We start from the raw sequence: 18,364 nt of genomic DNA, 5'->3' as shown, positions 1-18,364 counted from the left end.
GACTGGACGTACCATGCCCAAGCCCAAAGCCCCGCCGGAGCGCAACGCCATGGCCAAAGGCCCGGAGCACGCGGCAGAAGGCCTGCAGCTCAAGGGGCGCATTTGGCTGGAAAAGGACGGCCACACCTACATGTCCTGGGGTCGCGCCGTGCTCTTGGAGCGCATCGCCCTGCACGGCACCCTGGCCGCCGCCGCCCGTTCCATGGGCATGAGCTACAGCCACGCCTGGAATCTGGTGGAGCAGATGAACCGCATGGCCCCAGAACCCCTGGTGGATAAACAGGCCGGGGGCAAGACCGGCGGCGGGGCCAGCCTGACCCCGGCCGGTGAAAAGGCGCGCGAGGAGTTCTGGCGCCTGGTCAAGCAGTTCCAGACCTGGGTCGACTCCCGCAAGGTCCAATAAACCCGCCATTATTTTTTTGGTAGCGTTATATTTTTTGTGATATAACGCTACCAATAATTTAACGCCCCGTTCGCGGCGTCCATGGCCTATTTTTCGGTCTCGGCGCCGTTTATCGGCGAAGCGTTATATTCTTGATAAGCAAACGACTAGGAATTCGCTGCCCAGGGACAACAGGCTCATGCACGGTCGCTTCTCCACCCCGCCGGTTCTGATCAAGGCCCTCCCGTTGACCACGGGAGCCAGGCCATGACTCTTTTGGCTCTACTCAAATGCGTCCATTACGCCCTGCTGGGCGTCACCGCGCTGTCCGGCGCCATGGCCTGGTTCGGTCAGGGTGACCGATGGCGCTGGATGGGCTGGCTGGTGCTGGTTCTGGCCCTGGCCCAGGCGACGGTGTCGGCGGTCATCCTGAACCGCCCGCCCCTGGCCGGGACCTTTGAGGCGGCCGTTATGTTCACCCTGTGGCTCAGCGTGCTGGCCCTGATCCCCTGTGGCGCCGCCGAGGGGCAAAGGCGGCTGGCCGCCCTGTGCTGGTGGGCGGGAACCGCGCTCATGGCCCTGTTCCTGGTGGCCTCGGACCGCTTCTACCCCGACTGGTACATGTACAAGTATATTTGGAGCCGGCTGTTCTTTACGCTGCGCATGGCCTCCCTGGCCGTGTTCCTCTACGCTTCTCTGGCCGCCCTGGCCGCCGTGGGTACCGCTCCCGAGGTGCGCACCACCCTTTTGCGCTGGTCGCGCAACTTCCTGCTTTTGGGCACGGCGGTGTTTCTGGCCGGGGAGTTTTCCGGCTTCACCTGGCGCATGCAGTGGATGGGCGACTATTGGTGCTGGAACGCCAATTTCCTGGAGGCCACCCTCTTCTTCCTCCTGGTCACCGCGGCGGCCCACCTGCCCCCGTCCTGGGCCGCCAAGCCTCGCCTGAGGATCACCGCCCAGGCCTTTCCCGGCCTGTTCATGATCTGCCTGTTCATGACCTTCATGCTCTTGGAGCCGTAATGGAGCGCCTGTCTTCTCTGAAATTCACCCTGGGCAGCCTGGGCGCCCTGATGATTTGGCTGGGCCTGGGGGTGTTCATTGGCCAGCCCAAACTGTTGGCCGCCGCCTTCTTCGACATGAACCGCATGCTCATCCTGGATTGGCTCCTGGGCCCGGCCTGGGAGCACCCCCTGGCCCCCTTATGGTTCCTGGGCCTGTGCCTGGGGGTGGGAGTCATGCTGTTGAACCTTGGCTGCTGCACCTTCACCCGCCTACTCCCTCGCCTCCGGGCGGGCAACGCCCTCAGGGGCTGGCTGCTCACCCTGGTGCACCTGGTGATGCTGGTGGTGCTTTTGGGACACGGGGCGGAGATGGCCCTGGGGCATAAACAGGAAGAACTGCGCATGCTGCCCGGCCAGACGCTGGAGCTACCCGGCGGGCTCAAACTGCACCTGGAGTCGGTGCGCTTTCTGAGCGACACCTCGGTGATCAACCTGCCCTACCGCGAGGCCCGCTGGACCTGGACCAGCACCAACTTCAAACCCCGGGAAAACTGGGCCCAGGTAGTCATCAGCCGGGAGGGCAAGGTGTTGCGCCAGGGGGACCTGAAGATCCTGCAGCCCATGGACATAGAAGGTTTGCGTCTCACCCTGGCCGGGTTCTACTCTCCCGAGGACGGGGCCAAACCGGCCAAGGTGGGCGTACGCTTGGCCTTGGTGAAAAATCCCATGACCACCTTGTTTTTCGTGGCCTACGGGGCTTGGGTGGTGCTTTATGCCGCCCTGGCCGTGCTCACCTGGCGAGGCGGCCCGGCCAACGGCGCGGCGCGCCCCGCCCAGGCGACGGCCGTTTGAGCCAAACTTTTTTTGCGCGAGGAGCCCACATGCCGCTGAACAACCTTTTACGCCGCTTGTCCATGCTGGCCTTGGCCTGCTGCCTGGGCTTGGCCGCCAGCCAGGCCCAGGCCGCCGAGCCGGTGATGATCTTCGCCGCCGCCTCCACCACCAACGCGGTGACCGAGGCCATCCAAGCCTACGAGGCGTCCGGCAAGGGCAAGGTGGTGGCTTCCTTTGCCTCCAGCTCCACCCTGGCCAAACAAATCGCCACCGGCGCCCCGGCGGCGGTGTATCTCTCGGCCAACGTGAAGTGGATGAACTACCTGGCCGACAAAAAGCTCCTGGAGCCGGGCAGCCGGGTGGATCTGTTGGGCAATAAGCTGGTGCTCATCGCCCCGGCGGGGGCCAAGGAACGCGGCCCCCTGAAGAAGGGCATGCCGCTGATGCAGTGGCTGGGCGACGGCCGTCTGGCCGTGGGCGACCCGGACCACGTGCCCGCCGGAATCTACGCCAAGCAGGCGCTCAAATCCCTGGGCCTGTGGGACAAGGCCGAACCGCGCCTGGCCCGGGCGGCCAGCGTGCGCGCCGCCCTGGCCCTGGTGGAGCGCGGCGAAGCCCCCCTGGGCATCGTCTACGCCACCGACGCGGCCATCACCCCCAAGGTGACGGTGGTGGGGGTGTTTCCCGAGGGCAGCCACCGGCCCATCGTCTACCCCCTGGCCCTGATCAAGGGCGAGGCCGGCCCGGCGGCCAAGGCCTTTTACGCTTTCCTGCAGAGCGATCAGGCCAAACTCATATTCAAGAAATACGGCTTCAGCGTGCGTTAGGCGCGCGGACCGGCATTGAACCAAGCCCTCCCCTGGCCGGTGAGGGCGCCCGAGGCCACGGAAAACGTCATGGAAAGCATTTGGAGCGCCATCAGTCTGACCCCCCTGGAGAGCGAGGCCCTGCGCCTCAGCTTGTGGGTCAGCCTGTGGGCCATGCTGGCCAGTCTGCCCCTGGCCGTGGGCGCGGCCTGGCTCCTGGCCCGCCGCCGCTTTCCGGGCAAGACCCTTTTCGACGGCCTGCTGCATTTGCCCTTGGTGGTGCCGCCGGTGGTCACCGGCTACCTGCTCTTGGTGGTGTTCGGCCGCCGGGGCCTGGTGGGGGCCTGGCTGCACGACCAGTTGGGCATCACCTTTGCCTTCAACTGGAAGGGCGCGGCCCTGGCCGCGGGGGTGATGGCCTTCCCGCTCATGGTGCGGGCCATCCGCCTCAGCCTGGAGGCGGTGGACCGGGGCCTGGAGCAGGCGGCCCACACCCTGGGGGCCGGAGCCTGGCGGGTGTTCTTCACCGTCACCCTGCCCCTGACCCTGCCGGGCATATTAAGCGGCATGGTGCTGGCCTTTGCCCGGGGCCTGGGCGAGTTCGGAGCCACCATCACTTTTGTCTCCAACATCCCCGGCCAGACCCGCACCCTGCCCCTGGCCCTGTACAGCGTGTTGCAATCGCCCGGCGGGGAGGCCGCCGCCCAGCGCCTGTGCCTCATCTCCATCGTCCTGGCCCTGGCGGCCCTGCTGGTCTCCGAGCTGCTGGCCCGCCGGGTGCAGCGGCGGCTGAAGGGGTGAGGCCATGCTCTCGGTGAAGCTCGAAAAACGCCTGGGCGACATCACGGTGGAGGCCTCTTTCGGCCGGGGCGGGCCCGGAGTCACCGCCTTGTTCGGGCCCTCGGGGGCGGGCAAGACCTCACTGATCAACATGCTGGCCGGGCTGCTCACCCCTGATCAGGGGCGCATCGAGCTGGAGGGCCGGGTGCTTTTCGACTCCCAGGCCAGGATTGATCTGCCGCCCCAACGCCGCCGGGTGGGCTACGTGTTTCAAGAGGGCCGCCTGTTCCCCCACCTTTCGGTGAAGGGCAACCTGGCCTATGGCCAGCGCCTGGTGCCCCCGGCGAACCGCTGGGCCTCCTGGGATCAGGTGGTGGAGCTGTTGGGCCTGGAGGACCTGCTGGAGCGGCGTCCGGCCAAGCTCTCGGGCGGCGAAAAACAGCGGGTGGCCATGGGCCGGGCCCTTTTGGCCAGCCCCCGCCTGCTGCTTTTGGACGAGCCCCTGGCCTCTTTGGACGCCCAGCGCAAGGACGAGGTGCTGGGCTACCTGGGGCGGCTGACCAAGCACCTGGCCATCCCGGTGATCTACGTGAGCCACCAGCCCGGCGAAATTTTGCGCCTGGCCGACGAGGTGGTGCGGGTGGAGCGCGGCCGGGCGCGGGGCGCGGAAGACATGGAAAGCTTCCGCCGCCTGCTGGATTCCTGGCCCAAGGAGCGCCTGTGGCTTAGCTGAGGCGACCCGGCCGCTAGTCCTGGGCCGGACCTCCCCGCTTGCGGCGCAGGTCCCACAGGAGCAGCAGCAGCCAACAACCCATAGCCGCGGCGTAGGCGATGAAAAAGGGCACGGCCAGGGGACGGCGGGTCACGTTGAGCACCGCGCCCAGGGTATGCGCGGAGCCGGGGAGGCAGAAGTAGCCCACCAGGTTGACGCGCAGCCCGTCGGCCTGCCAGGGCTGCATAAAAGCCACCCGGCCCTGCCCCAGGTCAAGGCCGTCGCGGGTCAGAGACACCTCGGCCCAGCCCGGCCCCCGGGGAAAGCGCGGACGGCGGCTGGTTTGTTTGGCGGAGGCCTGGCGCAGACAGGCGGCCAGGGCCTCGGGCTCCAGGTGAGCCATGGTCAATTTGAGTACCGCGCCGTCCGGCAGGCTCAGGTTTTGGCCGGGCAGCAGGCGCTGATGCTGGCGCTGGTAGCCCACCACCAAGGTGGCGCCGTGGGCCAGCATGACCAGCAGCACCGCCAAGTTCAGGCCCAGGAGCAAGACGTTGCGCCAAGACCAATTGCGCACCAGCTTGCTCAGGCTGCAACAGAGCAGGTTGAGGGCCAACAGGGCGCTGAGGCCCAACAGGCCCGCGACCCACAACAAACCCAACCCAGGGGCCTGCCCCCACTGGGAAGGGTGCAGCAACAGATGCCCCTCTGCCAAGGCGCGCAGCAGGGGGGCCAGGGAAGGGCTGGCGGCCATCTGGACTCCCCAGGCGGCCCACAGCACCAAAGAGGCCATGAGCGCCACGGCCAGACGCAGGCTGGACAAGGACTTCATGGCCTCATCCCCATCTGGTGGTTGAGCACCACCAGGTTAAGGGCCTCTCGGCTACTCCCTAAAACGTTACTCTGCGTTAATTAGCATAGTTAATGCTTGCTATGATACCTCGCCCTACGCTATCCTACCCGGCAATTGCTTCCCGCCTGCTTCCCATAGGCTTCCCGGCAGGACCTGGAAAGGATAACCACCATGCCGAAGTTGACTAAACGTTTTGTCGATAGCGTGATTCCACAGGACAAGGAGAGGGTTTACTGGGATGAGGCACTCCCGGGCTTCGGGTTGAGGGTGCGCTCTTCTGGAGGCAAGGTTTTCATCTGCCAGTACCGCAACTCTCAAGGCCGCACCCGCAAGTTGACCCTGGGGGCCTACGGCAAATTAACCGTCGACATGGCCCGTAAATTGGCCAAGGAGCGGCTTGGAGAGGTGGCCCGGGGCCAGGACCCCGCCGAGGCTAAAAGTGCCGGCAGGAGCGCTCCTGCGTTCTCAGAGTTGGCCTCTCGATACATGGCCGAGCATAGCGAGGTTAAAAAAAAGGCGGAGAGCATCCGCAAGGATCGTTTCCTCGTTGATCAGTACATCCTGCCCGCCTTGGGCCGCTATAACGTCGATGAGGTTACCCGCGAGCAGATCGCGAAACTGCATCACAGCTTGCGAGAAAAGCCGTACCAGGCCAACCGCGTCCTAGAGGTGGTGCGCAAAATGTTCAACCTGGCCGAGGCGTGGGGTCTACGGCCTGATGGCAGCAACCCCGCCAGGCACATCCAGAAGTACAAAGAGAAAAAGCGGCAGCGCTATTTGTCCAAGGACGAATGGGCTCGGCTGGGTAAAGTGCTGGTCGAGATTGAGCGTGAGGACTCGGGGCTGCCCTCCGTGGTCACCGCCGTGCGGCTGTTGATATTTACCGGCTGCCGGCTCTCTGAAGTCCTAACTCTCCGGTGGGATGACGTTGATTGGGATCGTGGGTGCCTTAACCTGCTGGACAGCAAAACCGGACAGCGATTTGTTCCTTTGGGGCAAGTCGCCCTGGACCTACTTGAGAGCACGCCCCGCCAGGCCGGCAATCCATTTGTATGCCCGGGCGCACGGCCCATGAGGCCGCTAGTTAACTTGCAACAGCCCTGGCGCCGGATCAGGGAGCGGGCGGGGCTGGAGGATGTGCGGCTCCACGATTTGAGGCACTCCTTCGCCAGCGTAGGGGCCGCTGCCGGCCTGTCCCTGCCGGTGATTGGGGCCCTGCTGGGCCATACCCAGGCGGCCACCACTCAGCGTTACGCTCACTTGGCCCAGGACCCGGTAAAACAAGCAGCCGACCAGGTAGCCAGCCTAATTGATGGCGCCATGAGGGCACCGACTAAGCAAAAGGTGATGAGTATAGACGCGAGGGATGACCGGCGCACCTGAGGATAACTTTTTGAGCTATTGGCAGTAGTACGGACCTACTTTCACTGTTCGGCAGGGCAACCATGAATGGCCAGAGGCTTTTCCCAGTTCTTTTGGTGCCTTCTCTTTAGTCAGCCAGTTCAACTAAATCCTTAACATCCTGCCGTGACTTTTGGAACCTGACTACGATATCATCTAATAATTTTGGCCCTTGACTAGTTGGGAGTATGATGAAGTACTCTAACTAGCTGTATAGGCATGAAAAACAAGTATGTTCGCCGTGCAAGGATTTCGGAGGCCAAATTTAGGGATCTAGTGAGGCTCTTCGCACTGGACCTGGAGGCCAACAAAATCGCCTCGTTGACGCGATTAAACCGGAACACAATCAACCGTTACCTTTTTAAGATTCGCCAGCGCATTGCCGAGTTGTGTGAGCAGGAGTCGCCTTTCAAGGGAGAGATCGAGGTCGATGAATCCTACTTCGGAGCAAGGCGGGTAAAAGGAAAAAGGGGGCGCGGCGCTTATGGCAAAACTCCGGTCTTCGGCATCCTTCAGAGGGGTGGCCGAGTCTACACTGAGATCGTGCCCGATTGCGCCAAAGCCACTCTACAAGCCATCATCAGAGGAAAAGTGGATTCCAAGAGCGTGATTCACTCCGACGGTTGGAGAGGCTACAACGGCCTGGTGGACCTGGGTTACAAAAAGCATTATCGCGTCCAGCATGGCCAAGACCAGTTCGCCAAGGGACGAAACCGTATAAACGGCATCGAGTCCTTTTGGTCCTTTGCCAAGGCTAGGCTCATGAAGTTCAACGGGCTTCCTTCTTCCACCTTTTACCTGCATCTGAAGGAGTCCGAGCTCAGGTTCAATTACCGAGGGCAAGACCTCTATGCTATCTTGCTAAAGATGCTCAGGGAGAAACCTCTCAACTAGTCTAGGCCCTAATTTTTAAACCATATCAGCCCTAGCGCTAAGTGTGTCTAGTCATTTTAGAATACTGATTGAACGAGGGCTTTTGGCACCGCTGCCCGTGTTATGAAAATTATCAATCAATATGATGCTTATACTTCGGTGCCGCATGTTGACATTCACTGCAACACTATCAGGCAGTTAAAATGGAAATAAAAATCAAGGGTCAAAAATTAGTAGGGATAAGTCCTGTAGCCGCCGGCATGCCTCACGAGGAGTTGGCAAAGATACAGGCGGGAGTTAATGAGATCATTGCGAAACAAAACGTGATAAACCTTGCCCTTAAGGACCACCAAAAAAATCAATTAAAAGAACTCCTCCTAGATCACATTTTTTTGAGCATGTGGTTACAAAATCGCATGGGGCCAAAGTCTTTTAAAGAGGGGCTTGATGGCTTGATTAAAACTGGCCGAGCTTTTTCTCTTGCTATGGACAACCTGCACGCTGATGGGTGGATCGAAGTGGAGCGTGCCGTTCAGGAGAAAAATGATATACGCGGTTTCGTCGGTGCTGACGGTCTCTCAATGTTTTTATACAACATGCAAAAATTAATCGGTTATGTAGTAGATGGTGCCGAAACTGTGCTTGACCAAATACCTAAGGCCCAGCAGGGGCGACCAACCGGGGAGACCACAGATCGCATTCAAAAAAAGGACGCAGTTTCAAGGCTCTTACGTTTTTATGAGGGGGCTACTGGCGAGAAATACAGAGCTGGGGCAGACAAAGAATGGATAGAGTGTACCGGACGTGGATTTCTTTTTATAAAAGAGTGCCTTTTGGGTTTGGGGTACCAACATGAACCAGACAAAACCTTGAGTGATTTTATAGCGTTAACTTACGTGGAAAATAAAGAAAAAAAACCGTAATATTTCCCACGCCCTAATTATGTGACTTTTACAGCCTACCGAACCAAAAATACCTCCAGATACTACAACCGACGCAGGTTTTCTGGAGGTAACTTATGCAGGATTCGCTTCTCACAACCAAACAAGCTGCCGCCTATCTCTCGCTATCGCACAGGACGCTTGAGGGACTTCGCCTGCGAGGTAATGGACCCCGTCACGCTAAGCTCGGAGGATCTGTCAGGTACCGGATAGCTGATCTGGAGGCCTGGATCGTAGAGCGGTTGCGCACCTCCACCAGCGATACCGGCCAGGCGGGGCGGCGTGCTTAACACCGCGCTCGAACTGCTGGACCGTGGGATCTCGGTGATCCCCATCGAGCCCAAGGGCAAGAAGCCCCTGGTCAGGTGGGAGGAGTTCCAACACCGCCGGGCCACCGAGGAGGAAGTCGAGGCCTGGTTCGAGCGATGGCCTGACGCCAACCTGGCCATCGTCTGTGGGTCCATCTCTGGCATCTGGGCCATGGACGTAGACGGGCCAGAGGGGATGGAATGGTTCAGCAAAAACGCTCCCAAAACCTCGGTCTACTCCAAGACGGGCAAGCCCAGCGCCTTTCATGCCTTCTACAAGATCCCGGCCGGGGTGGAGATCAAGAACGCAGTGGGCTGGCGCGACCAGATCGACATCCGGGCAGAAGGCGGCTATGTGGTCTGCCCCCCATCGATCCACCCCAGCGGCGTGGCCTACGAGTGGAAGTTCATCCCGGGCCTCGATGGCTGGGACGGCCTGACCGAATGGGCGCCTCCGGATAACTGTCAGCCCGCCCTCCCTGACAGTTCGCGCCGCGGCAACCTGGCCGGCGTGGATCTCACCGGGATCCAGGTCAGCACCGAGTCCCGGGCCTCGGTCCCCAAGGGCGGCCGCAACCATGCCCTGGCCGAGATGGCCGGCAAGTGGATCGCCAAGGGGCTCGACATCGATGAGGCCCTGCTCCTGGCCGAGGGCTGGAACCGCAAGATATGCCAACCCCCCATGGGGGCCCGGGAGGTGGAGACTACCGTCAGGTCGGTCTACAGGCTGGACCGGCGCAACCACCCCGAGCGGGCCCCGGTGGAGAACCTGCCCGGCCTGACGGCGGCGGTGCCCGAGCCCTGCGCCCCGGCCGAGGAGTTCCCCGCGGAGCTGCTCGAGCCCGGCGGCCTGCTGGGTGAGATCATGGCCTACATCGAGCGCTCCACGGCGGTGAGTTACGCCCCGTTCAACCTGGCCGCGGCCATCACCGTCCTGGGTTCCATCGCCGGGCAGCGGGTGATGACCGAGACCGGGCTGCGCACCAACATGTACTGCGTCTGCCTGGGCTACTCTGGCTGCGGCAAGAACGCCGCCCACCAGGCCCTGCCCACCCTGCTGATGGGGGGCGAGTGCCATCGGGTGATGGGCCCCAACGATCCCACCTCGGCCTCGGCGATCATGCACTGGCTTTCCAAGGAGGGGCAGCAGCGCACCATGCTGACCATCGATGAGGTGGGGCTGCTCTACCAGGCGATCAAAAAGCCCCACTCCCCCGGCGCCGAGATCCCCAAGACCTTGATGGAGATGTTCAGCGGGGCCGGCCACCATTACACCAAGAGCTACGCGACCAAGGACCCAGTGGTCCTACACTGGCACCTGCTGGGCCTTTACGGAACCGGGACCCCAGAGACCTTCTGGGGGGGGATGACCTCCTCAGAGGTGGCTGACGGCTTCCTGGCCCGCCTCCTGATGTTTTCCTCGGATCGCCCTGCGCCCCGGCCCAAGGAGACCGTGGACACCTCGGTGCCCGAGGCCCTGGTGGAGGCCCTGGACCATGTCTGGAACATCCCGGTGGATCATACCGGCGGCAATCTGGCCCGGATCCCGGTGCCCTTCAAGGTGGATATGTCCCGCGAGGCCAAGGATGAGATGGCTCGGTGGGGGGACACCTACTTTGAACTGCGCAACGAGCATCGCAAGGAGGCCGTGGGATCGATTTACGGCCGGGCCGTGGAGCATGCGGCCAAGCTGGCCCTGGTTCATGCGGTGAGCCTGTACGGCGCCGGGGTAATCGAGAAGGAGGTGGGCATGGAGTCCCTACGCTGGGCGGCCGGGCTGGTGGACAACCTGGTGGCCGGGCTGGTGGACCGGACCCAGGATCAGATCTCGGACAACGAATGGGAGGCTCAGGAAAAGAGGGTGCTGGCCCTGATCAAGAAGAAGTCAACTGTGGACAGGCCGGGTTTGACGGCGGCCGAGGTGGGCCGTTTTCTGCATCAGAGCATGCAGACCAGGGACTCCCTGCTCAAGACCATGGTGAGCAACGGGGTGCTGGTGATTATGAAATACACCCCGACTCGGGGCCCTGGCTGCGACATCTACTGCCAGGCAAAGAACCAATAGCAGTAGCAACGTGTTTGCTACTGGTTTGCTACGGGTTATTCCCAAGGAAATCAAGCTACTTATATGTTAATTAGTAACTATATATATAAGTATATAAAAATATATATTTCCCCCCCTGGGGGCCCCTGGACCCTTTTATTTATAGGGGGGGCTGCTACAGGTACTGGTTTACCCCCCAACTGGCTGAGATCACTCAAGAACAACTCGCGCAAACCCGTAGCAGGGCCTGCTATGGGTTTATTTAGGAGGTTTTGATGCCCCAGCAAAAGGAATATGCCATCCAGGCGGCCCTCATGGCCTGGACCCTGGAGGCCCGGCGTCACCTGCCAGAGCTTAACCTGCTGGCCATTACACCAACGCGGTATTGATCGAGCACCATAGGAAAGGAGATCTGAGTATGACACCGCAAAAAGCGATTAGAACACATTGTCTTTTCTGTATGGGTGGCGGCCGTGCCCTTGTTAAAGAATGTCAGTCCATCAACTGCCAGTTACATGGTTCCCGCCTCAACCACCTCCCCGATGGGGTAAAAATCAGCCGGCTCAAGACTATTCAAAAATTTTGCATAGATTGCGCCGGCTCCGCGGCCGAGGCAGCGCGATGCACCGGCCGCATGCTCCACTCTGATGATTGTTGCTTGCACAAATTCAGAATGGGCACCAACCCCCGGCGGAAAGGCATCGGCGGCCGGCCACCAAAAGAGTTTTTCTTCGGGACTCACGGGCCGATTTATCCTCCAGAATCGACGATCTCGGCCAATTAAGGCAGAGATAGGAGCGCAGTTAAATGGACTGCCAAAAGTGCAAAAGCAACCAGGACCGGGTAGTGGCCACCGAGGGCTACTCTGACCGGGTGCGCCGGCGCCGGGAGTGCATAACCTGTGGCCATCGCTGGACTACCGAGGAGCGCATAATAGAGGAGGAACCCCCTCGCGAGGGCACCTCCTTTGATTGCGCCGGTAGATTATGCAGGCTTTAACCATACCTCCATATATGTAAGGCGACATTACCTCCAAGGTCAAAGATAATGACCTTGGAGGTATTTAATTTGTATGATCTCACCCCCAAGCAGGAGCGTTTCGTCGATGAGTATATGGTGGATCTCAACGCCAGCCAGGCTGCCCTGCGGGCTGGGCTCAAAAGTCCGGCCTATGGGCGAGAGCTAGTTACGAAAACATACGTTCTGAAAGCAATTCAAAAGGCCAAGGCCAAGCGATGCGAGCGCACCGGCGTAACCGCCGACCAGGTGGTGGCCGAGTTGGCTGCGGTGGGCTTCGCCCGCCTGACTGATGTCTGCTCCTGGGGCCCGGAGGGCGTTACCCTGCTCACCTCCGAGGAGCTGGGCGATAAGGGCAAGGCCGGGGTGGGCAAGGTCAAGACCAGCAAGGTCGGAGAGGTTGAGACCGTAGAGATCAGCATGGGCAGCCCGGTCAAGGTGAAGGCCCTGGAGCTGCTGGCCAAGCACACGGGCGTGATCGGCGCCGACATCGAAGTCAACGTCAATAACAGCATCGAGGAGGCCCTCAAGCTTATCGAGGAGCGCCAGGCCAAGCTGGGGGTGGTTGGTTAAAGCGGGTTCTGCAGCAATATCGGTGGGCCCAAAATTAATAGAGGATATGCAAGCCGACTGTTGCGAACGCAATCTCGTAGTTTAGCTTACTTCTCTGAGTGTGGTCATTCTGGTCAAGGGCAAAATTTATCAATAGGCCTTTTCCTTTTTTCCGGACAAAGCCAGTTTAAGGGCGATCGCGCTTTCAAGCTTCTCTTCGCGCTCAGTTAAGACCCGGCGCATGGATGTGGATCGAGAATTGGCGCCCCTCATCTTAGCAACGTGGTCCCGGCCACAAGCAAGTATTTCAGGTTCGACGCCAATCCTCGAATAGCGCGTTCGCTTTTTTTAGGCCAACAATCTCCTTTTTGCTCAGGCCACGACTGGGTATTTGGAGTTATAAACTTCTCCGGTGGTCAATAGCTTGTGGGCCAGGACTAGAAGTCTTCTGGCCAAGGCAACTGCAGCCACCTTCTTTCCCCGCTTCACAATCAGCCTGCGGGACCATTTACGCAAAGGGATCGTGAGATTCTTACTGCGCATGGCCGCCCAGGCGGCCTGCACCGCGAAATAGCGCATCAGACTTCGTCCCTGGCGGGTTATCCCTCCCCGGCGTTGCACCGCTCCGCTGTCACGGGACGAGGGGATCAGACCGGCATAACTGGCCAGCTGATTTGAGCGCCTGAAACGCTTTATGTCATCTATGCCGCTGAGAATGCCCAGGGTGACGATGGGGCCGAAACCGGGCATCTCCAGAAGCAGTTGCGCCTCAGGCCAACAGCTCAACTCCTCATGGACCAAGGCATCAAACTCCTGCCTTTGCTGCTCCAAGTGGTCCCAGATGCTGCGTTGGGTGATCAGGAATGGCTTCATCCAAATGGGCACCGCCGGATTATCAAGGACTTTTTCCCAGTGGCTATCCTTGGGCCATTGGGCCTTTTTCATCTCCACCCCAACCGAACGCAGCATGGCCTTTACTGCGTTTACCGTCATATTGCGCTGCTTGAGAATTTGCTGCCGAGTCTGCATCAAAGAGCGGGCCCGACGTGCTTTTTCTCTAGGCACATTGACCGCGATTCGCTCAGCCAAGCCACCTCGCAGCCCATCGGCAAGGGCCCGGGCATCGTGGCGGTCGCTCTTCTTCTTACTGTCGGCGATCATTTTGAATTGACGGGCGTCGACCACGATGGGCTCAATTCCAGCCTCACGCAACACATCCACCACCCACCAGGTCATGGAGCCAGTTTCAAGAGCAACCGCTATTTCGTCTTTGGGCCAACGATGGATTGCATCAAGCCATCCAGTTTCACCGCTGGGAACCGTACCCCGGTGGATGACTTTGCCCTCCTGATCCAAAGCGCAAAAAGTCGTGGTCTTCTTGTGAATGTCCATGCCAACATAAATCATGGTCAACCCTCCCTTTAATGGTCTCTAAGTACCCAAGACCATTGTCCCAAAGCGGGGGGATGACCACACTCATCTCATCTTAGCACTACTTGGACCCCATTTTTGCAGCCCGACCCGCAGCTTGCCGCACCTCCCTTGCATTCGATACTCCCGAGCCCATCGCAATGTCCGGTTTGCACCGACGAACTGAGCGGCAGCTTTCAAGCATAATGGTATTAGTAGTCGGCAGAAATAAGGGAGAGCTTGAACCGAAAATCAGCTGCGCTCAGAGCAGCGCATAAGCAAGAGCGGAGCACCCTTGCCTGCTTTCATCAACAAATCATGGAGGGTTAGATCATGCCTTTACTTCAAGTTTTGCTTGTCCTGATCGCAGTCGGTGTTGTTCTCTGGCTCATCAACCGATTCATCCCGATGGCGGGCTCCATCAAGACGATCTTGAATGCCGTCGTGGTGATTGTCGTCGTTTTGTGGCTTTTGAGCGTTTTTGGAGTTATCGGTTCGCTATCCAGTATCCGCGTGGGGAAGTAACTGTTGTTGAGCCTATACGCATGGCACCTTTACCCAGCGGCTGAACTCTCCTAAATTCAGTTTCACGCCTGGAGGGATCCAGGCGGTCATGATGATTCGAGAGGGCTTGGCGACCAAGGAGATCGCCGAGGTGTTGAATGTATCAGGTGACACGGTTGCTACCTATAGGCACAATATACGTCGTAAAATTAGTATATTAGGATGCGAGGTCAGCTTGAGTGCCCGCTTATCCGAGCTTTGATAATGGTGATTTTATATAGTCATTATTTAAACGGTATCTAATCTGTGCGTTTCCAGGATTTCAGGGGATAATTTAATAAAGACACAGCGGGCACCGCTTGCTCCCTCTAACCGCTCGCGGCCAAGCTTCGGCCAACCTCGCCAAGGCAAGCCTACCGACCACTGAGAAGCGGCTCTCCGTCGGACAAATAGTTCGACGGTTCGAAAGTCCTTTGCGGCCCTTCTCAAACTAACAAGGATGGGAGAACTCATGAAATCCAGCACTAAGAATCAAGCGGAAGGCACGCTTCACAAAGTAAAGGGCAAGGTCAAGGAACTCGCCGGTAAAGCCAGCATGAATTCTGAATTGGAAGGCGCAGGTAAAGACGAAAAAAGGGCCGGCAAAATACAGAAAAAGGTCGGCGAGATCGAGAAGGTTGCGGGGAAATAGGGCGACGGTCGCGCGTCGGGAACCTAGAACCTGCATCCACGTTAAGAGCAATCCCGGAAAGGGATTGAGATATGTTGCATAGCAAACGAACCGTAATATCGCGCTGGGCAGGCCGGTTGGGCTGCTTGGTTCTGGCCAGCACCCTGGCCTTGCCACTCTGCAGGGCATGGCGGTGGTGACCTCTCCCCTGCTAAACGTTCGCTCGGGCCCCGGCCGCAACTACACCAGTGACGGCCACTGTGTCTCAAGGCTTAAACCTGACTATTTACGGTCAGTCACCTGGATGGCTCTACATGCAGGCCCCCAATGACCAGTTCGGCTGGGTGGCCCAGCGCTTCACCAGGATGCCGGCAGGCAGCAACCCCAGCGGCTAACCAGCCCTAGGCCTGCAAGCAAGCTTGTCCCGTCATCTGCGCCGAGGAGCTGCATAAAGCAATATATCGGGTGGCCGGAAAATGCACTTGAGCAACTGACTGGGTCAACTTAACGATAAAGGAATAAGTCATGCGAAAGCTGCAAAAGAGTTTGGGCTTACTGGTTGTTATCGGGCTGATGACAATATTCCTGGGGTGCGCTGCCACGCAAACCAGCGAAAGCACCGGGCAGTATGTCGACAACTCCGCCATCACAACCAAGGTAAAGGCCGCAATCTTTAACGATCCTATGCTTAAAACGATGCAAATCAGCGTCGAGTCTTACAAGGGAGAGGTTCAGTTAAGCGGTTTTGTTAATTCCGCGGAGAGCGTCAGAAGGGCGGGGGAAGTTGCCCGCAGCGTCGAGGGTGTCGTGTCGGTGAAAAATGATCTGCTCGTAAAATAGCTTGGTGAATCAGGAGGGTCTGTAGCTATCTCCGGGATGGTTAACGGCTTTCAAACTTCCAGCATGTGCAAGAAAGAGAGGCGGGGATGTTAGTAACAATACTGGTAATTGTTTTGATCCTTTTCATTATAGGTGCGTTCCCTTCCTGGCAGCACAGCAGGGGGTGGGGATATTATCCAAGCTCCATCCTGGGAGTGATCCTTGTTATCGTTATAGTGCTCTTTTTATTGGGACGTATTTGATATTCAGCGAAGTCACCGCAAGTCGACATGATCCATACTTTTAGGCGGAGGCGACCACGTGAATCTTTGGAAAATATCGGGCATCGTACTTTTGGTGGTGGGAGTGATTTTGCTCGTCTACGGCTTTACCGCCACCGATTCCTTGGTGGATTCAGCCTCCAAGACTTTCACCGGGCGCTACACCAACAACACCATGGCTTACCTGGTGGGTGGGGCGGCTGCGGCAGTGGCCGGGTTGCTGCTGGTATTGGTGGGTAGGAAGCGCTAGATGATGTCGATGCCAAGCGTGAGTTTGAGGTTAATAAGCAGCGTATGAATTGAAATGTTGGCGTTTAGGGCTGTAATTTCAAAGGATGGTGCGTAGTGAGAGCGCTTCTGATATACCCTCAAAATCCGGAAACTTTCTGGAGCTTCAAGCACGCACTTAAGTTCATCTCCAAGAAAGCCCTGCACCCGCCCCTGGGTCTGGCCACCGTGGCGGCCATGCTGCCGACCTCCTGGGAGAAAAAACTCATCGATGAGAACGTGGAGCCCCTCAGGGACAAACACCTGCAATGGGCGGACTACGTATTCATCAGCGCCATGGCCATCCAGCGCAAGTCCGTGCGGAGGGTGGTGGCCCGATGCCGCGCCATGGGGGTCAAGACGGTGGCCGGCGGCCCTTTGTTCACCACCTGCCATAAAGAGTTCGAAGGGATCGATCACTTTGTCTTGGGCGAGGCCGAGGTGACGCTGCCCCAGTTCCTGCGCGACCTGGATGCCGGCCATCCCCTGCCCCTGTACACCACCGACCAGTTCCCCGCCTTGACCGGTACTCCCCCGCCCATGTGGAGCCTGTTCAAGCTCCGGCGCTACGCCTCCATGAGCCTGCAATACTCGCGGGGCTGCCCCTTCCAGTGCGAGTTCTGCGACATAACCTCGCTGTTCGGCCGCCGGGTGCGCACCAAGGGAACCAAACAGATATTGGATGAGCTAGACAGCCTCTACGCCGCGGGCTGGCGGGGGGCCTTGTTCATCGTGGACGACAACTTCATCGGCAACCGGGCCAAGCTCAAGGAGGAGGTCCTGCCGGCTGTCATCTGCTGGATGGGCCAGCACCGGCATCCCTTCGTGTTCTCCACGGAAGCCTCCATAGACCTGAGCGACGACGAAACGCTGATGAGGATGATGGTGCAGGCCGGTTTCGACGGCGTGTTCGTGGGCATCGAAACCCCCAACGAAGACAGCCTGGCCGAGTGCAGCAAGTTGCAGAACCGCAACCGCGATCTGGTGGCCTGCGTCAGGAAGATTCAGAGCTTTGGTCTGGAGGTGCGCGGCGGCTTCATCGTCGGTTTTGATAGCGACACCTCCTCGGTATTCAACGAGCAGATCGAGATGATTCAAAGCAGCCGCATCGTCACGGCCATGGTGGGGCTGCTGAACGCACCCCGGGGCAGCCGGCTATACCAGCGCATAACCCAGGAGGGCCGTCTAATCACCGAGGTCACCGGCGACAACACCGACTTCTCCACCAACATCGTGCCGCGCATGGGCCTGGAGGCCCTTTTACGGGGCTACAGCGAAGTTATCAGCGGCATCTACTCTCCCAAACCCTACTTCAAGCGAGTGCGGGAATACCTGCGGGAGTATCACCCCCCGAAAGGGAACAAACTTCATTTCCATCCCCGATACGTGCGGCTGCACTCCGGCTATGCCTGGGCCTTTCCCAAGACTCTGGTGGTGCTGGGGGTCAAGGACCGGGCCCGCTGGCAGTATTGGAAGCTTTTGCTGTGGTCACTGTTCCGGCGGCCCAGCCTCTTCCCCATGGCCGTGACCTTCGCCATTTACGGCTATCACTTCCGCAAAGTCTTCCGGGCGAGTCTGTAGGTGGTAAGTGCTTGCCGAAAACATGGGGACGGCCAAGTGTTTGGTGTTAGAGACCCTGATGCAAAAATAAAAATCCATCATTGATTGGCATATATCGTGACCCCAGATTTGAACCAACAAATCCTCGTATGAATTTAATCCAATTTGGCCTAGTGATGGGTATCGGCTTAAATTTTAAGTCCGGCGGATTTGATAGAAGTTAACCTAGGATTTCTTATCCAACATCGTGTCGCCCATCAGAGCAGTGCAAGGTACTTAGCACACCTCGAATTGCCCCACCGCATATGCTTTTGCAGCCTATTCGACTTCTATGGATAATAAAAACCAAAGG

22 protein-coding genes and 1 pseudogene are annotated in these 18,364 nt (G+C 59.0%); 20 read left to right on the top strand and 3 right to left on the bottom strand.

The features are described 5' to 3' along the window. The first annotated feature begins 13 nt into the window (after positions 1–13). The 6 genes and pseudogenes from AACH32_RS06245 to modC all read left to right on the top strand — a co-directional run. Complete coding sequence (locus AACH32_RS06245; protein ID WP_338605919.1) at positions 14–403, top strand: winged helix-turn-helix domain-containing protein; 390 nt, start codon at positions 14–16, stop codon at positions 401–403. Positions 404–649: 246 nt separating this feature from the next. Then, positions 650–1,402, top strand: coding sequence for a hypothetical protein (locus AACH32_RS06240; protein ID WP_338605918.1), 753 nt, complete (start codon positions 650–652; stop codon positions 1,400–1,402). Next, complete coding sequence (locus AACH32_RS06235; protein ID WP_338605917.1) at positions 1,402–2,235, top strand: hypothetical protein; 834 nt, start codon at positions 1,402–1,404, stop codon at positions 2,233–2,235. Before AACH32_RS06240 ends, AACH32_RS06235 begins: the two co-directional genes overlap by 1 nt. Before the next feature lie 29 nt (positions 2,236–2,264). Then, positions 2,265–3,044, top strand: a complete 780-nt coding sequence (modA, locus tag AACH32_RS06230; RefSeq protein WP_338605916.1) for a molybdate ABC transporter substrate-binding protein — start codon at positions 2,265–2,267, stop codon at positions 3,042–3,044. Between the two features lie 69 nt (positions 3,045–3,113). Next, positions 3,114–3,824, top strand: a complete 711-nt coding sequence (gene modB, locus AACH32_RS06225) for a molybdate ABC transporter permease subunit (RefSeq protein ID WP_338605915.1) — start codon at positions 3,114–3,116, stop codon at positions 3,822–3,824. Positions 3,825–3,828: 4 nt separating this feature from the next. Further along, positions 3,829–4,482: pseudogene (modC, locus tag AACH32_RS06220) on the top strand (molybdenum ABC transporter ATP-binding protein); the annotation flags it as partial. Positions 4,483–4,549: 67 nt separating this feature from the next. Here modC and AACH32_RS06215 read toward each other — a convergent pair. After that, on the bottom strand, positions 4,550–5,344 hold the full coding sequence (locus AACH32_RS06215) for a hypothetical protein (protein ID WP_338605913.1): 795 nt from the start codon (positions 5,342–5,344) through the stop codon (positions 4,550–4,552). Positions 5,345–5,536: 192 nt separating this feature from the next. Between AACH32_RS06215 and AACH32_RS06210 the strand changes: the two genes are divergently transcribed. From AACH32_RS06210 to AACH32_RS06195, 5 genes are all read left to right on the top strand, one after another. Then, positions 5,537–6,748 (top strand): site-specific integrase, encoded by a 1,212-nt coding sequence (locus AACH32_RS06210; RefSeq protein WP_338605912.1) that lies wholly within the window; start codon positions 5,537–5,539, stop codon positions 6,746–6,748. Positions 6,749–6,985: 237 nt separating this feature from the next. Then, positions 6,986–7,660: an IS1595 family transposase gene (locus AACH32_RS06205; RefSeq protein ID WP_350341542.1), complete on the top strand. Its 675-nt coding sequence runs from the start codon at positions 6,986–6,988 to the stop codon at positions 7,658–7,660. A gap of 182 nt (positions 7,661–7,842) precedes the next feature. Then, positions 7,843–8,562, top strand: coding sequence for a hypothetical protein (locus AACH32_RS06200; protein WP_338605911.1), 720 nt, complete (start codon positions 7,843–7,845; stop codon positions 8,560–8,562). A 95-nt stretch (positions 8,563–8,657) separates the two neighbouring features. Then, the gene (locus AACH32_RS20870) at positions 8,658–8,870 is read left to right on the top strand and encodes a helix-turn-helix transcriptional regulator (RefSeq protein WP_350341541.1); all 213 of its coding nucleotides are present in this window, start codon (positions 8,658–8,660) and stop codon (positions 8,868–8,870) included. Beyond that, positions 8,863–10,953, top strand: coding sequence for a bifunctional DNA primase/polymerase (locus tag AACH32_RS06195; protein WP_338605910.1), 2,091 nt, complete (start codon positions 8,863–8,865; stop codon positions 10,951–10,953). The genes AACH32_RS20870 and AACH32_RS06195 overlap by 8 nt, the downstream gene beginning before the upstream one ends. A gap of 490 nt (positions 10,954–11,443) precedes the next feature. On the opposite strand, the gene AACH32_RS06190 is transcribed toward AACH32_RS06195, so the two are convergent. Beyond that, the gene (locus AACH32_RS06190; RefSeq protein ID WP_338605909.1) at positions 11,444–11,674 is read right to left on the bottom strand and encodes a hypothetical protein; all 231 of its coding nucleotides are present in this window, start codon (positions 11,672–11,674) and stop codon (positions 11,444–11,446) included. Between the two features lie 65 nt (positions 11,675–11,739). Between AACH32_RS06190 and AACH32_RS20970 the strand changes: the two genes are divergently transcribed. Together AACH32_RS20970 and AACH32_RS06185 are read left to right on the top strand one after the other, a co-directional pair. Further along, the gene (locus AACH32_RS20970; RefSeq protein WP_434062345.1) at positions 11,740–11,931 is read left to right on the top strand and encodes an NrdR family transcriptional regulator; all 192 of its coding nucleotides are present in this window, start codon (positions 11,740–11,742) and stop codon (positions 11,929–11,931) included. A gap of 69 nt (positions 11,932–12,000) precedes the next feature. Then, complete coding sequence (locus tag AACH32_RS06185; protein ID WP_338605908.1) at positions 12,001–12,522, top strand: terminase small subunit; 522 nt, start codon at positions 12,001–12,003, stop codon at positions 12,520–12,522. 351 nt (positions 12,523–12,873) lie between these two features. Here AACH32_RS06185 and AACH32_RS06180 read toward each other — a convergent pair whose 3' ends face one another. Beyond that, positions 12,874–13,908, bottom strand: coding sequence for an IS110 family transposase (locus AACH32_RS06180; protein WP_338606643.1), 1,035 nt, complete (start codon positions 13,906–13,908; stop codon positions 12,874–12,876). Positions 13,909–14,244: 336 nt separating this feature from the next. Between AACH32_RS06180 and AACH32_RS06175 the strand changes: the two genes are divergently transcribed. From AACH32_RS06175 to AACH32_RS06155, 7 genes are all read left to right on the top strand, one after another. Then, complete coding sequence (locus AACH32_RS06175; protein WP_338605907.1) at positions 14,245–14,436, top strand: Thivi_2564 family membrane protein; 192 nt, start codon at positions 14,245–14,247, stop codon at positions 14,434–14,436. Between the two features lie 88 nt (positions 14,437–14,524). Continuing rightward, positions 14,525–14,677: a LuxR C-terminal-related transcriptional regulator gene (locus AACH32_RS20865; protein WP_350341540.1), complete on the top strand. Its 153-nt coding sequence runs from the start codon at positions 14,525–14,527 to the stop codon at positions 14,675–14,677. A 249-nt stretch (positions 14,678–14,926) separates the two neighbouring features. Then, the gene (locus AACH32_RS06170) at positions 14,927–15,106 is read left to right on the top strand and encodes a CsbD family protein (RefSeq protein WP_338605906.1); all 180 of its coding nucleotides are present in this window, start codon (positions 14,927–14,929) and stop codon (positions 15,104–15,106) included. Between the two features lie 504 nt (positions 15,107–15,610). Then, positions 15,611–15,925 carry a BON domain-containing protein gene (locus AACH32_RS06165; protein ID WP_338605905.1) on the top strand — a complete coding sequence of 105 codons (315 nt, stop codon included), beginning with the start codon at positions 15,611–15,613 and terminating at the stop codon, positions 15,923–15,925. 86 nt (positions 15,926–16,011) lie between these two features. Continuing rightward, positions 16,012–16,167 carry a DUF3309 domain-containing protein gene (locus AACH32_RS20860; RefSeq protein WP_350341539.1) on the top strand — a complete coding sequence of 52 codons (156 nt, stop codon included), beginning with the start codon at positions 16,012–16,014 and terminating at the stop codon, positions 16,165–16,167. Positions 16,168–16,225: 58 nt separating this feature from the next. Next, entirely contained in the window at positions 16,226–16,435 is a 210-nt protein-coding gene (locus tag AACH32_RS06160; RefSeq protein WP_338605904.1) for a DUF3185 family protein, read from the top strand. Between the two features lie 95 nt (positions 16,436–16,530). Then, on the top strand, positions 16,531–18,033 hold the full coding sequence (locus AACH32_RS06155; RefSeq protein WP_338605903.1) for a B12-binding domain-containing radical SAM protein: 1,503 nt from the start codon (positions 16,531–16,533) through the stop codon (positions 18,031–18,033). The last annotated feature ends 331 nt before the right edge of the window (positions 18,034–18,364 follow it).

The sequence above is a fragment of the Desulfoferula mesophila genome (assembly GCF_037076455.1).
Lineage (GTDB): Bacteria > Desulfobacterota > Desulfarculia > Desulfarculales > Desulfarculaceae > Desulfoferula > Desulfoferula mesophila.
This window is presented reverse-complemented; position numbering and strand designations above follow the sequence as displayed.